The organism is Rhizobium sp. Root1204 (assembly GCF_001424965.1).
Taxonomy (GTDB): Bacteria; Pseudomonadota; Alphaproteobacteria; order Rhizobiales; family Rhizobiaceae; genus Pararhizobium.
This window is the reverse complement of record NZ_LMCZ01000018.1, coordinates 25256-40024: the sequence shown is the minus strand read 5'-3', so window position 1 is coordinate 40024 and position 14769 is coordinate 25256. Positions and strand designations below refer to the sequence as shown.

The 14769-nt window shown below is 61.8% G+C and carries 14 protein-coding genes; 8 read left to right on the top strand and 6 right to left on the bottom strand.

What is annotated here, in order from left to right; all coding sequences use genetic code 11:
* Positions 1 to 173 precede the first annotated feature (173 nt).
* Complete coding sequence (locus tag ASC96_RS16900) at positions 174 to 569, bottom strand: pseudoazurin (RefSeq protein WP_244482123.1); 396 nt, start codon at positions 567 to 569, stop codon at positions 174 to 176.
* 159 nt (positions 570 to 728) lie between these two features.
* The gene (locus ASC96_RS16895; protein ID WP_060504314.1) at positions 729 to 1424 is read right to left on the bottom strand and encodes a Crp/Fnr family transcriptional regulator; all 696 of its coding nucleotides are present in this window, start codon (positions 1422 to 1424) and stop codon (positions 729 to 731) included.
* 398 nt (positions 1425 to 1822) lie between these two features.
* Here ASC96_RS16895 and ASC96_RS16890 point away from each other — a divergent pair, with 398 nt between their 5' ends.
* On the top strand, positions 1823 to 3037 hold the full coding sequence (locus ASC96_RS16890) for an NnrS family protein (RefSeq protein WP_060504313.1): 1215 nt from the start codon (positions 1823 to 1825) through the stop codon (positions 3035 to 3037).
* A gap of 23 nt (positions 3038 to 3060) precedes the next feature.
* Here the strand turns inward: ASC96_RS16890 and ASC96_RS16885 are convergent, their stop codons facing one another.
* The 4 genes from ASC96_RS16885 to ASC96_RS16870 all read right to left on the bottom strand — a co-directional run bounded on the left by ASC96_RS16885 (position 3061) and on the right by ASC96_RS16870 (position 5625).
* Entirely contained in the window at positions 3061 to 3354 is a 294-nt protein-coding gene (locus ASC96_RS16885; protein WP_060504312.1) for a metal-sulfur cluster assembly factor, read from the bottom strand.
* Between the two features lie 4 nt (positions 3355 to 3358).
* The gene (locus ASC96_RS16880; protein ID WP_060504311.1) at positions 3359 to 3892 is read right to left on the bottom strand and encodes a DUF2249 domain-containing protein; all 534 of its coding nucleotides are present in this window, start codon (positions 3890 to 3892) and stop codon (positions 3359 to 3361) included.
* 3 nt (positions 3893 to 3895) lie between these two features.
* Entirely contained in the window at positions 3896 to 5248 is a 1353-nt protein-coding gene (locus ASC96_RS16875) for a hypothetical protein (RefSeq protein ID WP_060504310.1), read from the bottom strand.
* Positions 5249 to 5361: 113 nt separating this feature from the next.
* Complete coding sequence (locus tag ASC96_RS16870; RefSeq protein ID WP_060504309.1) at positions 5362 to 5625, bottom strand: DUF2249 domain-containing protein; 264 nt, start codon at positions 5623 to 5625, stop codon at positions 5362 to 5364.
* A 289-nt stretch (positions 5626 to 5914) separates the two neighbouring features.
* On the opposite strand from ASC96_RS16870, the gene ASC96_RS16865 reads away from it, so the two are divergent.
* From ASC96_RS16865 to ASC96_RS16835, 7 genes are read left to right on the top strand one after another with little or no spacing between them, the layout of a single operon-like run.
* Positions 5915 to 8071 (top strand): NosR/NirI family protein, encoded by a 2157-nt coding sequence (locus tag ASC96_RS16865; RefSeq protein WP_060504308.1) that lies wholly within the window; start codon positions 5915 to 5917, stop codon positions 8069 to 8071.
* Positions 8072 to 8104: 33 nt separating this feature from the next.
* Positions 8105 to 10033 carry a TAT-dependent nitrous-oxide reductase gene (nosZ, locus tag ASC96_RS16860; RefSeq protein WP_060504307.1) on the top strand — a complete coding sequence of 643 codons (1929 nt, stop codon included), beginning with the start codon at positions 8105 to 8107 and terminating at the stop codon, positions 10031 to 10033.
* A 3-nt stretch (positions 10034 to 10036) separates the two neighbouring features.
* A complete protein-coding gene (locus ASC96_RS16855; RefSeq protein ID WP_060504306.1) occupies positions 10037 to 11368 on the top strand; it encodes a nitrous oxide reductase family maturation protein NosD in 1332 nt (443 codons plus the stop codon).
* Positions 11334 to 12233, top strand: a complete 900-nt coding sequence (locus tag ASC96_RS16850; protein ID WP_060504305.1) for an ABC transporter ATP-binding protein — start codon at positions 11334 to 11336, stop codon at positions 12231 to 12233. Before ASC96_RS16855 ends, ASC96_RS16850 begins: the two co-directional genes overlap by 35 nt.
* Positions 12230 to 13051, top strand: a complete 822-nt coding sequence (locus ASC96_RS16845) for an ABC transporter permease subunit (protein WP_060504304.1) — start codon at positions 12230 to 12232, stop codon at positions 13049 to 13051. The genes ASC96_RS16850 and ASC96_RS16845 overlap by 4 nt, the downstream gene beginning before the upstream one ends.
* Positions 13048 to 13629: a nitrous oxide reductase accessory protein NosL gene (locus tag ASC96_RS16840; RefSeq protein WP_060504303.1), complete on the top strand. Its 582-nt coding sequence runs from the start codon at positions 13048 to 13050 to the stop codon at positions 13627 to 13629. The genes ASC96_RS16845 and ASC96_RS16840 overlap by 4 nt, the downstream gene beginning before the upstream one ends.
* A 3-nt stretch (positions 13630 to 13632) precedes the next feature.
* A complete protein-coding gene (locus tag ASC96_RS16835) occupies positions 13633 to 14550 on the top strand; it encodes an FAD:protein FMN transferase (RefSeq protein ID WP_060504302.1) in 918 nt (305 codons plus the stop codon).
* Positions 14551 to 14769 lie beyond the last annotated feature (219 nt).

The window sequence follows — 14769 nt, the reverse complement described above, 5'->3', positions numbered from 1 at the left end:
AGCCTACGAGCCGCGGCTTGACGGCAGCCGGAATGGTGTTTGAAAGGCATAGGTGCGAGAAACCAGTTCTTACGTTCCACGATCACCTACGCCAGCGCGTTTAAAAATTTGCGCACCAAAGCCAAGGCTATGGCCTCTGTACCGGCTTACCGGAAATCTGGTGCCGGCGTTGGCTATTGGCCTGCGGCTGCAATGGCCAGATCAAGCCGTTCGCGGGCCTTTTTTGGCATTTTGCCAGACTTGACAGCCTCCAGATTGGTCGGATTGTCGCCCACGACGATCAAAGCGACCATTCCCATTCCGAAATGAGGTGTGCACTTGATGACGTAGTTACCGGCCTGATCGAAAGTCGCCTTGAACGTTTCGTTTATCTTGCTCTTGAACGGCGCAGCCCCCTGCGGGATCATATCTTTCACGGTCTCGGCATTGTGACCTTTATCTGTCGGGATGAACGTTACAGTATCACCGGGGCTTACTTTGATGAAAGCGGGCTCGAAGACCATGGCGCCGCTGTCGCCCTTGTTGAGCATATGAACTTCGAAATCCGCGGCAAATCCCGGAACGGCCATCGCGACCAGGATCGCAGCAGCGCCAGCAAGACCGTTGAAAACTCTTAGCATTTCATTTTCCTTTTTCACCGAACCCGATCGGGTCCCATGGGCAAGGAATACGCCCGAATAGGGCCTGGCTCTTTGATCGTGATCAAACAGGAACGGTGTTTGGCAGCGTCAATCGCGCGCGCCCTCGGCGAGCGATCTCAGCCCCGCGCTATCGATGACAAGAAGTTTCTGTCTGCCGCCTTCCACAAGCCCGCGCTCTTCCCACGAGGTCAATATGCGCGAGACCGTGTGGAGCGTCGTGCCGGTCATTTCCGCGATGTCCTGCTTTGTAATCGGGAAATCGATCCGGATACCATGACCTTCCTGCCGTCCCGCCTGCTGCGAAAGACGCAGGACAGCATGGGCGACGCGGCGCTCGACTTCCTGGGTCGACATTTCGCGGATACGGGTGTGGGCTTCCTCCAGCCGCTGTCCGATTGTCTGCATGGCGCTGACGGCAAGACGCGGGTTTTGTTCAACGAACTGCGGCCATAGATCGGTTGGCCAACACAGGATGACACTCTCCGCAGCGGCCTTGGCCGTTCCCGGATAATCCAGCCGCTGCAGCGCTTTGGCAAAACCGAAGAGGTCTCCGGGATGGACGATACGCACGATGATCTGCTGACCGTCCTGCGTCACTTGCGTCACTTTCAGCCGGCCATGCACCAGCAAGAAAAAATTCTCCGCCACCTGCCCCTGCTCGAACACGGCATCGCCCGCCGTCACGCGACGCGCGGTGGCATGGGTGAGAAGTCTGTCAAGGTCCCCGTCGCTTATCCTGTCGAACAGGAGGAGCGACCGGACGACTGTCCGGTCGATTTTCACTGGCAGATCCCTCTCGCATAATACGTGCCATGCCTCTAACATGCCTCTCCTCCAACAGAAAGCCTCACCGTAAGGCCTCTTTCCCGGCACGCACCACGAACAACGCATGCCAGCGTTATCCACGTCAAGACGAGCTCGACATTGTCCGGTGGCACGCCAACGGCACAGCCGCACCCTTCGGGTGCGGCATTGTTTCTCACGTTTGAAGGGGCGGGGCGGTGTACGCCTTGCCCCTTTTTCCAGAAGCATTCGCGCCGACCTCTCTGTGATGCGACAAACGGGATTTTCTCGCAAATGCGGCATCCCGACAGGCGGCCAGCCCCGCTCTTTGCCGTCACGCAAAGAAGGACCACGCTGATCGGCCTAGGAAGGATGATAAATGTGAAAGGAAGACGATCATGCCCACCATTCCAAATCCGGAACGCGTCAGACGCGCCGTCCCGCGCGGCCTTTCGCACACTGGCCCGGTGCTGTTTTCCTACGGCTTTCGACCGTTCTTCCTCGGCGCCGGTCTCTGGGCGGTCGCCGCTATGGCGCTCTGGATTGCGGCGATCACCGGGCACCTCGACCTTGCCGGAGCTTACGGCGCCCACAACTGGCATGCCCACGAGATGCTCTTCGGCTTCGCCCCGGCGGCACTGGCCGGCTTCCTGCTGACGGCAGTGCCGAACTGGACCGGCCGCCTGCCCGTTTCCGGCTGGCCGCTCGCTTTCCTCTTCGGGCTCTGGTGCGCGGGACGCGTCGCCTTGCTCGCGACAGACATCATCGGCGTCAGCGCGGCCGCTGCGATCGATGGGCTGTTCCTGGCGACTCTGCTTGCCATTTGCACGCGCGAAATCGTCGCCGGGCGCAAGTGGAAGGACTTGAAGGTGATTGCCGGCCTGCTGGCGCTTACCCTGGCCAACGGTTTCTACCATGTCGCGGCCATCAATGGCAGCGGTGACCATGTGGCGATCCGGCTCGCTGTCGCGGCCTATGTGGTGCTGGTGATGATCGTCGGCGGCCGCATCCTGCCAAGCTTCACCCGCAACTGGCTCGCAAAGTCCGGCCGCACGGATTTTCCCGTACCCTACAACGGCTTCGACACGGTCGCCATTCTGACAGGCGTCGGCGCGCTCGCCGCGTGGACCGTCGCCCCGGAACACCCCGGGACGGCCGGGCTCGGTCTTGCCGTCGCGGTGATACATTGCGTACGCCTGCATCGTTGGCAAGGGTGGGCAACCCGGCCGGAAAAGCTCCTCCTCATTCTCCATGTCGCCTACGCCTTCGTGCCACTTGGCTTCCTCGCCATCGGGTTGCATGCGCTGGGTCTGATTGAGGAGCGTTCCGTACTGCACTTGCTATCGGTCGGCGCAATCACTGGCATGATGCTGGCCGTCATGACGCGGGCAAGCCTCGGCCACACGGGCCGGCCGCTTCTGGCCTCGCGCATGACCGTTGCGGCCTATGGCGCGCTGATCCTCTGTGCACTTCTGCGCCCTCTCGGTGAAGTATTTCCCGATGTTGCCCCCGTCATCTACGCCGTTTCCGGCCTGCTCTGGATCGCGGCCTTCGGCGTCTTCAGCCTGGAATACGGACCGATCCTCGTTCGCACGCGCCGCACACCGCTGTAAACGCAAGTCAGCCCGGCAAGGCTTCAGGTTTCCACCATCATCTGCGGGGTCCAGGGCGGCTCGTAGGTCAACCGCACGTGCGTATGTTCGATCCCCGGAACATCCGACACGCAGCGTTCGACCGCCTCCTTGAGGAAGTAACTCGCCGGGCATCCCCGCGTCGTCGTGGTCATCGTGATGCGGGCGATGCCGCCCTCCTCCACGGCAATGTCGTAGATCAGGCCGAGATCAACGAGACTGCCTCCGATTTCCGGATCGACGATCATCCGCAGCGCATCGCGGATGGTCGCTTTCAGTGCTTCTTTCTCTTCATCCATCGTCTCACACCTTCGTCGAGCCGGCACGAACGAGGATCCGGTAGGCTTCACCGGTCGCGTCGAAATTACCGGCCCACCGGTATCCACGCTTGGTCAACTCCGGAAACAGGAAAAGCGGCTCGCGGGAGAGGAGCGCGAAGAGAATCTCACCCGGCTCCAGCCGGTCCGCGGCGGCAAGAATACGAACCATAGGCTCGGGCGGATCGAGATCGGACAGATCCAGGTATGTGGACGGATCTGGCCAGATCTCGGGGCGATCCGTATCGGGCGAAGTCGCAACGGCAATCGTCTCTTTCCGCGGCGTGAACAGCACGTCCCAGTCGCCACCCTCGATCTCGCGGGCTTCGTGGTCAAAGCCGCGGTTGGCCATGACCTGGAATAGAGGCTGCGGGCGGAAGGTGGCGAGCAACCGAAGCCCCTGTCCGGGCCCGAGCCCCTGAACGGCCTCCATAATCGCCTGGAACGGCTCGCCGCCGCTTTGCAGGATGGGCCGTACGTCGAGCACCCTCGGTGCAATCTGGTTTGAAACATCGGACATCGGTCATCTCCATAAAGTGAACATTGGCAGAAAAAGGTTTGGGCGTATCACGCCCGGCGGCACTCGCAACGCTGCCGGCACCGAAGAGAGCCGGCGTGCGCGGACAAACTCCCGCATCACCCCGAGTGTCGCAATCAATTGCAGGAAAACACAGGCACGGAAAAACAGCCCGGCTCCGGCAAAGAGCGCCAATCCGGCAGCGGCCACCGAGCCATAGTAAAGCCAGAACCAGAGGCGCGCTTGCCGCTCATCGACAAGATCCTGCACACGCGGCACCGGCACCCGACCGAGAACCGGTCCGTAGGTCTCCAGCCACGTCAGGAAGGCAATGATCTTGTAAAGCTGGGCGAGCCCAAGCCCGCTCAGCCAGCCGAAGACGAAGAGATAGACGAGGGCCGCGCTTACCTCGCATGCCCTCAATTCGGGGAGGTTGAAGAAAAGCACGGAGAGCGTGAGCGCCGCGAAGGCGGCAAAACTCGCATGGATATTGAGCTCCACCTGCTTGCGCTTGCGCGTACGATAAAGCTTCACGACATCGCCGCCATAGAGGAGCACGGCCACAAGCGCAAAGGCCATCGCCACGGAAACCAGCATCTCCGTGCCGGGGAGCGCAAAAACCACGAGCGGAACGCAGCCGGCAACCAGCGCGATCGCAAGGCTGCCCGCCCACCACACTGCCCGGCTCGTTGGCCGCTCCACCTCTGGCGCAAGCAGGAACATGGCAAGCAGGCGATAGCTCACACCGACAGCCGTCAAACTCAACCATCCGCCTAGACCCAGCATTGCATGCAGCGGCACGCCGCCGGTAACGAGCCGGAGCGGCCATGTACCCCCTGTCAGGCCTGACAGGGCAAACGAGAAGACCGCGCCGAGCAGGATCGTGCCCAGTAAAGAAACAAGCCCCACTGCCACGAAACTGGCAGGAAGCGGCAGTGGCCGTGCAGCGATCAGCGTCACCGTGAGAACAGCGGCGATGAGACCAAAACCAAGAACAAGCAGCGCCGCACCAAACGGCAGGAGACCGAGCGCCAGGTCCAACGCACCCGAAAGCGCGACAAAGCCGGCAACGAGACAAAGGAGGCCGACGAGAAGAAGAACAAGGGCCGGGGCCGCAAGCTGCCCACCGACAAGCGAGCGGGCGACCAGCACCGGCACGAACTGCAGCAGCGCACCCACCATCAGCAGGCTCAGCCAGCCGATCGCGATGACGTGGACGAGCACAAGTGTTTCCGGCGCGCTGGCGGCAGCGGCAGGGTAGCCATAACCGGCAAGCATCATGCCCTGGCCTAGGACGAACATCAGGCAGGCGGCGGCGAAATAAGACATGGTCCAGCGGGATAGCGTTCCACCCTGCATCTTGTTTTACCCCCGCCGCCTATCCTTTTGTTTGTCATGCAGCTCCGAATAGAGAGTGCATCGCATTTCACCGAACCTGCTCTGGCTTCAGCGGTTCAGTGGCCTGAACCGCATCAGCTTCCACAGCTAGCGGCGTTCGCAAGCCGGTCGACCTCGACGCGCCAGATCTCCGGCCCCTGCTCGAGATAGTCCCAGCCAAACTGGCCCGGAAAATTCGTATCGAGTTGGGAGCGCAACGGACACGGGTCATGGTCACTGGTGATCAGCATCGAAGTTCCCGGCAAAAGCGCGCCGAGCATGGCGAAAATGCGCGGATGACGTTCACACGGCGGAATGATGCGGACGTCAATGGAAGGCTTGCTCTGTAAATCTGACATGATTTGTGTGCTCCGTCCCTGCCGTTGCGAACCCGTCCCAGACTGGCGCGACCGGAACCAGCCAACGCTAACCGCCCGCACGCCACGCCACTTTGACGGCGCGCAAACAAATCGGGGAATCCGGTTGCCGATTCTCCGCTCCGGGGTTTTCGCAAAAAAGCACAACGCGAGCCTCCGAATCTGGCGTCAAGATTTTGGTCGCGCAATCATCACTTGTTTGTCCTAGATCAACGACCGGCCCGCGCGAACGTTCCAATGCTTCGCTAATGAACCGCGGGATTACCTTGGAATGAAAATCTTTCGTCTTGTCTTTCTGCTTTGTGTCAGCCTCTGCCTTGCGGCCCCGGCCAGCGCCGCATCGATTTTGCAGGAGTATCTGCCTGCGGTGACTGCCTCGGATCTTGTGCCGGATGCGGACGGTTTCGGTGCGGTGCGTGATGATGTGGCGGTGGCCCCGGTGCTGAAGGGCGGCCAGACGGTCGCATGGGTCTTTATCACCTCGGATTTTGTGGGAACGACCGGCTATTCCGGCAAGCCGATCCATACGCTCGTGGCGGTGGACAAGGATGCGAGGATCGTCAACGTCCGGCTGGTGAAACATTCCGAGCCCATCGTCCTCATTGGCATTCCGGATGCGAAGATCAAGGCCCTGGTCGCCGGTTATGCCGGCCTCGACCTCGTCGCCGAGGCGAAATCCGGCGGCACGGGCCATGAGGTAGATATCATCTCCGGCGCGACGGTGACGGTGATGGTGATCGACGATTCGATCGTTCGTTCGGGGCTGAAAGTCGCACGTGCGCTCGGCCTTGGCGGACTGGCTCCGGACGTGGAAAATGCGGGGCCTCGCTTCGAGATCGATCCTGCCGCCGCTTCGCCGGCAGACTGGGTCGAGGCAGAGGGGGATGGCACGCTACGCCGGTTGTCGCTCGACGTGGCGCAGGTAAACGCTGCCTTTGCCGAACATCCCGACGAACGTGCCCGCGAGCGCGCGATTGGGGAACCGCCAGAAACCACCTTCATCGAGATGCAGGCAGCACTGGTCTCCGTTCCCGCTATCGGCAAGGCGCTGCTCGGTCCGGCCGAGGTGTCCAACCTTGAGGGATGGCTGGGTGAAGGCGAGAATGCCGTGGCGGTGATGGCGCGGGGGCTCTATTCCTTCAAGGGCTCGGGCTATGTACGTGGTGGCATTTTTGACCGCATCGTACTCATTCAGGACGACGTTTCCGTCCGCTTCCGCGACCGCGACCATCGCCGTCTTGGCGCCATTGCGCTTGCCGGCGCGCCGGAATTCAACGAGATGGACCTGTTCCGCATTCCCGCCGGCCTCGGCTTCGATCCGGCAAAGCCCTTCCGCATCCAACTGTTGGCGCAGCGCGAGGTCGGGCCGATCGAAAAGGTCTTCCATACCTTCGATCTCGGTTACCAGCTGCCACAGAAGTACCTGCGCGCCGTCGCGCCGCCGGCAAAGGCCATCACCACCGTTGCCGAGCCTGACGAGGGGACCGCCCAGGCCGACCTGTGGAAACGCATCTGGAATGACTCGAAGCTGAAGATCGCCGTGCTGGGCGCCATGCTCGTGGTTTTGACCGGGGTGTTCTTCTTCCAGACCTATGCGGTCCGCAACGCGCGGGGCTTCTATATCTTCCGCATGAGCTTCCTGGTGGTGACGCTTTTCTTCCTCGGCTGGTACGCCAACGCACAGCTTTCGGTCGTCAACCTGATGGCACTGTTTGGCAGTTTCGTGAACGGCTTCAGCTGGCAGGCTTTCCTGCTGGACCCGCTGACCTTCATCCTGTGGTTCTCCCTGGCCGCCGCGTTGCTGTTCTGGGGTCGGGGCGCCTATTGCGGCTGGCTGTGCCCCTTTGGCGCGCTGCAGGAACTGACCAACCAGATCGCGCGCAAGCTGCGCATCCCGCAGTGGACGCTGCCCTGGGGCCTGCATGAACGGCTCTGGCCGATCAAATACATGATCTTCCTCGGACTTTTCGGGGTATCGCTGGTCAGCGTCGAGCAGGCCGAGCATCTGGCCGAGATCGAGCCGTTCAAGACCGCGATCATCCTGAAATTCATCCGCGCCTGGCCGTTCGTAGCCTATGCCGTCGCGCTTTTGGTCGCTGGGCTCTTCGTCGAGCGGTTCTACTGCCGCTACCTCTGCCCGCTGGGCGCGGCGCTGGCGATCCCCGCGCGCATGCGCATGTTCGACTGGCTCAAACGCTACCATGAATGCGGAAATCCCTGCCAGAGCTGCTCCAACCAGTGTCCGGTCCAGGCAATCCACCGGACCGGCGAGATCAACCCGAACGAATGCATCAACTGCCTTCACTGCCAGGTGCTCTACCAGTCCGAAACCATCTGCCCCGTCGTGATCAAGAAAATGAAATCGCGGGCAAAACTGGCCGCGAGCCCCGGCGGCGCCCCAATCCACCAACCCATAGCCAAAGTTTAATTGAACCCAAGGTTTACAAACAGGAGTCCGATTATGGAATCGAAGGAAAACAAAGGATTGAGCCGCCGAGCGCTGTTCAGCGCCACAGCGGGCAGTGCCGTTTTGGCCGGGACGATGGGTCCTGCCGCATTGGGCCTCGGCACAGTGGGGCTGGCGACCCCGGCGCGCGCCGCCACCGGGGCTGACGGATCGGTCGCACCCGGCAAGCTGGACGACTATTACGGTTTCTGGTCCTCGGGCCAGACCGGCGAGATGCGTATTCTCGGCATCCCCTCCATGCGTGAACTGATGCGGGTACCGGTGTTCAACCGCTGCTCGGCCACCGGCTGGGGCCAGACCAATGAATCGATCCGCATTCACCAGCGTTCGATGTCGGAAAAGACCAAAAAGCAGCTTGCAGCCAATGGCAAGCAGATCCACGACAACGGTGACCTTCACCACGTCCACATGTCCTTCACCGACGGCAAATATGACGGCCGCTACCTGTTCATGAACGACAAGGCCAACACCCGCGTGGCGCGGGTGCGCTGTGACGTGATGAAGACCGACGCTATCCTGGAAATCCCCAATGCCAAGGGGATCCACGGCATGCGCCCGCAGAAATGGCCGCGGTCTAACTATGTGTTCTGCAACGGCGAGGACGAAGCGCCACTTATCAATGACGGCTCGACCATGACGGACGTGTCAACCTATGTGAATATCTTCACGGCTGTCGATGCGGACAAGTGGGACGTGGCCTGGCAGGTGAAGGTATCGGGCAATCTCGACAATTGTGATGCCGACTACGAGGGCAAGTGGGCGTTCTCCACCAGCTACAACTCCGAAATGGGCATGACGCTGGAAGAGATGACCAAGTCCGAAATGGACCATGTCGTCGTCTTCAACCTCGCGGAGATCGAGAAGGCAATCGCGGCCGGCCAGTACGAGGAGATCAACGGCGTCAAAATTGTGGACGGGCGCAAGGAGGCCAAATCCCTCTTCACCCGTTACATCCCGATCGCCAACAACCCCCATGGCTGCAACATGGCGCCCGACAAGAAGCACCTCTGCGTCGCCGGCAAGCTGTCGCCCACCGTCACCGTGCTTGATGTGACAAAGTTCGATGCCATCTTCTACGACAATGCCGAGCCCCGCAGCGCTGTGGTGGCGGAGCCGGAACTGGGCCTCGGTCCGCTTCATACCGCCTTCGACGGACGCGGCAACGCCTACACCTCCCTCTTCCTCGACAGCCAGGTGGTGAAGTGGAACATCGACGAGGCCATCCGCGCCTATGCCGGCGAGAAGATCAATCCGATCAAGGACAAGCTGGACGTTCAGTATCAGCCCGGCCACTTGAAGACGGTGATGGGCGAGACGCTGGATGCCGCTAACGATTGGCTCGTTTGCCTGTGCAAATTCTCGAAGGACCGCTTCCTGAACGTCGGCCCGCTGAAGCCGGAAAACGATCAGTTGATCGACATTTCCGGCGACAAGATGGTGCTGGTGCATGACGGCCCGACCTTCGCCGAGCCACATGACGCAATCGCCGTCGCCCCCTCGATCCTGCCGAACATCCGCTCGGTCTGGGATCGCAAGGATCCGCTATGGGCCGAAACGCGCAAGCAGGCCGAAGCCGACGATGTCGACATCGACGAATGGACCGAGGCGGTGATCCGCGACGGCAACAAGGTTCGCGTCTACATGACCTCGGTCGCCCCGAGCTTCAGTCAGCCGAGTTTCACGGTGAAGGAAGGCGACGAGGTCACGGTGATCGTCACCAATCTCGACGAGATCGATGACCTTACCCATGGCTTCACCATGGGTAATCACGGCGTGGCGATGGAGGTCGGGCCGCAGCAGACGAGTTCCGTCACCTTCGTCGCGGCCAACCCCGGCGTCTACTGGTACTACTGCCAGTGGTTCTGCCACGCCCTGCATATGGAAATGCGGGGTCGCATGTTCGTGGAACCGAAGGGCGCCTGAGCGATGATACGTCTGTCCGTTCTCCTGACCGGCCTTCTTCTCGCGTCGCCGCTTACAGCGGCGGAGCGCGCTGTTGTGCCGGGAACGGGCAGCCTCGGGGCGGCCATCGCCGGGGCTGCCCCCGGCGATGTGCTAAAACTGACCGACGGGGCCTATCGCGGCTCCGTCATCGTCGACCGTCCGCTCACCATTCTCGGCCCCCGCGGAGCGGTGGTGGACGGAGAGGGCCAAGGTAGCGTGATGACGGTTTCCGCGCCGGATGTGACCTTGACGGGCTTTACCGTCATCGGGTCGGGCCGGGTGAACCAGGACCTCGATTCCGGCGTGAAAATCCTTCAGGGCGCCGACCGCGCCCATATCAAAAAGCTACTCGTCACGGGTAACATGCATGGCATCGACGTGCATGGCGGCCGAAACGCCACCGTCGTGCAAAACCAGATCGTCGGAACGAACAGCCCGCGCATGAACGAACGCGGCAACGGCATCTACGTCTGGAATAGCCCCGGCACGCTGCTGGAGGGCAATTCTATCCGTTACGGCCGCGACGGTATCTTCTCCAACGCCAGCTCCGACAGTGTCTATCGCGGTAATATCATGCGCGACCTGCGCTTTGCCGTGCATTTCATGTACACCCGTAACACCGAGGTTTCCGGCAATGTCTCCGTTGGAAACCATCTCGGCTTCGCCATCATGTTCTCCAACCGGGCGAAGATCCTCAACAATCTGAGCCTTGGCGACCGCGAACACGGGCTGATGCTGAACTATGCCAACAATGCCGACGTTACCGGTAACCTCGTGCGCGGCGGTACGAAGAAATGTTTCTTCATCTACAATGCCCACAAGAACCTCATCTGGGATAACCGGTTCGAGACCTGCGGTATCGGCATTCACTTCACCGCCGGCTCGGAGAAGAACGTGCTGACCGGCAATGCCTTCATCGCAAATCGCGAGCAGGTGAAATATATCGGCACCCGCAACATGGAATGGAGCCATGAGGGTCGAGGCAATTTCTGGTCCGACCATCCTGCCTTCGACCTGAACGGCGACGGCATCGCTGACAGTTTCTACCGCCCCAACGACCTGATGGACCAGATTCTCTGGTCGCAGCCGGCGGCGAGCCTTTTGATCGGCTCGCCCGCCGTGCAACTCGTACGCTGGAGCCAGCGGGACTTTCCCGCCACGTTGCCCGGAGGCGTGCGCGATAGCGCGCCACTGATGCGCCCCCTGACCATATCCGTCCCTCCCGAAATTCTTGGCTACGAAGCCGAGGCCGCCGGTCGCTGGGCCGAAGGAAATTATGATGACACCGACGCTGACAATCTCTCGGCTCACTAAGCGGTTTCAGTCCGTCGAAGCGTTGAAGCAGGTATCACTGACGCTTGCGCCGGGAAAACGTGCGGCGCTACTCGGCCACAACGGCGCAGGCAAATCGACGATGATGAAGATCGTGCTTGGCCTCATTCCCTTCGATGGCGGCGAGGTGTCAGTCTGCGGCGCTCACCCTGGATCTGCATCCGCGCGGGCACAGGTCGCCTATCTGCCGGAAAACGTCGCCTTCCATCCGGCCCTTACCGGGGAAGAGCAACTGCGCCACTATCTGGCCCTGCGCGGCGAAAACCCGAGCCAGGCCACGGAGCTTCTTTCTCGCGTTGGTCTGACCCATGCCGCTCGGCGACGGATCGGCACCTATTCCAAGGGCATGCGCCAGCGTGTGGGCCTGGCCCAGACGCTGATCGGCCGTCCCCGTCTGCTGGTGCTGGACGAGCCAACCTCGGGCCTCGACCCCGTATCGCGACGCGACTTCTACGATCTGCTCGACGGCCTTTCCGCCGAGGGAACCGCGATCCTGCTCTCCTCCCATGTGCTGACCGAGGTGGAAGCCCGCACCGACCGCATCCTCATTCTTTCTGGCGGGGAACTGGTGGCGGAAGGTACGCTCGCGGATTTGCGCACCCGCGCCGCACTGCCGGTCGCCTTCTCTGTTCGTCCCGCGCCCGGCCATGCGGCATCCCTAGCGGCGGTTTTTCCCGAAGGCGTGCAAGGGGATGACGGTCTTTTGCGTCTTTCCTGCTCTCAGGCGGAAAAGCTGCCGCTCCTCACCCGTATCGCAGCGCTTGAGAGCGCTGTTGCCGATCTCGATGTGATCCCGCCCAGCCTTGAAGACATCTATAGCCATTTCAGCCGGAGGGATGGACAATGAGCCGCATCCTCGCCATCGCGATGAGCGAATTCCGCATCGCCTTCCGCAATCGCTGGGTCTCCATCGCCACCGGAATGATGGTGCTGTTCGCGCTGGTTCTAGCCGCCGCTGGCTCTGCCCCAACGGGCGATGTCGGCGTGGACCGGCTCTCGGTAACCGTTGCGTCCTTGACGTCGCTTGCCGTTTATCTGGTACCGTTGCTGGCGTTGCTGATGAGTTTCGACGCGGTGGCAGGCGAGGTGGAGCGTGGCACGCTGTCGCTTCTGCTCACCTATCCTGTTTCGCGCCTGCAGATCCTGCTCGGCAAGCTGTTGGCCCACCTAGCGATCCTCGGTCTTGCGGTGACGCTCGGCTATGGCGCGGCAGCACTGGCGGCCATCTGGTCAGATCCAGGCGCAATCACAGGGCTTGGCTCGCTGTGGCGGCTGATCTGGTCTTCGATCCTGCTGGGTGCAACCTTCCTCGGTGCGGGCTATGCACTCTCCGCGCTGGCGCGGCGCCCCTCCGGCGCGGCGGGATTGGCCATAGCACTCTGGCTGGTGGCCGTTGTGCTTTACGACCTCGCTTTGCTGGCGCTGATCGTCACGGACGGAGGCGGGGCTTTCACAACGCAGGCCCTGCCTGTGGCACTGCTCGCCAATCCGGCCGACGCCTTCCGCGTCTTCAATCTTTCGGCAGCGGAAGCTGTCTCCGTTGCCGGCGGCATCGGTGGCGCCGCGGGCGCAATCCCCCTCTGGCAATCGGCGGCTTCTCTTCTTTTATGGCCGCTTGCCGCCATCGCATTTGCCGTCGCAGCCTTCCGGAAGGTGATGCCATGAGAATCCGCCTTCGCCCCGTACTGCTCGTAGCAATGCTCGCGCTGTTGTCCGCCTGCAAGGAGGACGTGGCCAACAATACCACGCCGCAGGACCTGACACCCGAGACCCTCGGCCATTACTGCCAGATGAACCTTCTGGAGCATCCCGGACCCAAGGCCCAGGTCTTCCTTGAAGGCAATCCCGCGCCGTTGTTCTTCAGCCAGGTACGCGACGCCATCGCCTATATGCGCGGACCCGAGCAGGTCGCACCAATCCTCGCCGTCTATGTCAATGACATGGGGATTGCCGGAGCAACGTGGGATAAGCCCCGTGACGGCAACTGGATTGCCGCCGACAAGGCATTCTACGTTGTCGATTCCGCGCGGCGAGGCGGCATGGGCGCGCCCGAGACCGTGCCCTTTTCCAGCCGGGAGCGCGCTGCCGCTTTCACCCTGACGGAGGGCGGCCATGTGCTGGCGCTTGCTGATATCACCGATGCCATGGTCCTGGCCCCGGTGGAAACCGATACGGAAATTGCACCTGACGACGATGATTATCTCGGCCGTCTGCGCGCCCTGCCAAATCCAGCCGGAGGTTGACCCATGATGCTGACAAGACGCCGCCTGCTCGCCATTTCCGCCGTTATGGCCGCTCTGCCTGCCGCTGCCCACGCCAAGACGGGAGCCAGCCGGCTCTGGACCGGCCAAGCTCTCGGCGCACGCGCCTCGATCAGGCTCGACCATCCCGAGGCCGAAGCCATCACGACCCGCGTCGTGGCCGAGATCGACAGACTGGAAAACATTCTCAGCCTCTACCGCACGCAAAGCGCGCTTTCCCGGCTGAACAGCGAGGGCCATCTCGACGCCCCGCCCTTCGAACTGCTGGAATGCCTGTCAATCGCCGGCGCCGTTCAGCGAGCGAGCAACGGGCGGTTCGATCCGACCGTGCAACCTCTCTGGATGCTCTGGGCAGAGGCCGCGGCACGGAGCAGCCGGCCCGATGCGCGGGCCATCGAAGAGGCGCGGCGCAAGACCGGCTGGGACAAGGTGAAACTCGACGCTGCGGCGATCACTCTGCAGCCCGGCATGGCGCTGACGCTGAACGGGATCGGTCAGGGCTACGTCGCCGACCGGGTTGCCGTGCTTCTGGAGGCCGAGGGCCTGACCGACATACTGATCGACACCGGTGAGTTACGTGCCCTCGGAGGACGGCCAGAGGGCGGCGAATGGCCGGTGCAACTGGAAACCGGCGAACATTTGGCGTTGCGCCAGCGCGCGCTCGCCACATCCGCTCCTCTGGGCACGACCTTCGATCAGGCTGGAAGAGACGGACATATCCTCGATCCTGAGACAGGAATGCCTGCGCCGGCAAAATGGCGCGCAATTTCGGTATCAGCCCGTTCCGCGGCCATCGCCGATGCACTGTCGACAGCCGCTTGCCTGATGCCCGATGTCGAACCGATCCACGCCATGATGGGCCGCTTTGAACAAGCACGCCTGGAGGTCTGGTCTGCCACATGAGTGGAGGTCTTATGAAGGAGTAATCCCCTCGTTTTTAACGGGCCTGCACAGCATTGTTCGTTGATAAAAGTGGCCACAGCATTGAACAAAACGAGCCACGCCGGCTTTTTTCGTGGCGCCGTAAAGTTAGCCGGTCGGCGATCGAGCCGTGCGACCTTGTAGCGTGACACACGTTGCTCGATCCTCTTTATCACCGCACCAGTTTCCGGGTGCGGTGTC

Coding starts and splice junctions, on each gene's coding strand:
- ASC96_RS16900 (WP_244482123.1), bottom strand. CDS start 569: ATGGCCGTTCCGGGATTTGCCGCGGATTTCGAAGTTCATATGCTCAAC.
- ASC96_RS16890 (WP_060504313.1), top strand. CDS start 1,823: ATGCCCACCATTCCAAATCCGGAACGCGTCAGACGCGCCGTCCCGCGC.
- ASC96_RS16885 (WP_060504312.1), bottom strand. CDS start 3,354: ATGGATGAAGAGAAAGAAGCACTGAAAGCGACCATCCGCGATGCGCTG.
- ASC96_RS16880 (WP_060504311.1), bottom strand. CDS start 3,892: ATGTCCGATGTTTCAAACCAGATTGCACCGAGGGTGCTCGACGTACGG.
- ASC96_RS16875 (WP_060504310.1), bottom strand. CDS start 5,248: ATGCAGGGTGGAACGCTATCCCGCTGGACCATGTCTTATTTCGCCGCC.
- ASC96_RS16870 (WP_060504309.1), bottom strand. CDS start 5,625: ATGTCAGATTTACAGAGCAAGCCTTCCATTGACGTCCGCATCATTCCG.
- ASC96_RS16865 (WP_060504308.1), top strand. CDS start 5,915: ATGAAAATCTTTCGTCTTGTCTTTCTGCTTTGTGTCAGCCTCTGCCTT.
- nosZ (WP_060504307.1), top strand. CDS start 8,105: ATGGAATCGAAGGAAAACAAAGGATTGAGCCGCCGAGCGCTGTTCAGC.
- ASC96_RS16855 (WP_060504306.1), top strand. CDS start 10,037: ATGATACGTCTGTCCGTTCTCCTGACCGGCCTTCTTCTCGCGTCGCCG.
- ASC96_RS16850 (WP_060504305.1), top strand. CDS start 11,334: ATGACACCGACGCTGACAATCTCTCGGCTCACTAAGCGGTTTCAGTCC.
- ASC96_RS16845 (WP_060504304.1), top strand. CDS start 12,230: ATGAGCCGCATCCTCGCCATCGCGATGAGCGAATTCCGCATCGCCTTC.
- ASC96_RS16840 (WP_060504303.1), top strand. CDS start 13,048: ATGAGAATCCGCCTTCGCCCCGTACTGCTCGTAGCAATGCTCGCGCTG.
- ASC96_RS16835 (WP_060504302.1), top strand. CDS start 13,633: ATGATGCTGACAAGACGCCGCCTGCTCGCCATTTCCGCCGTTATGGCC.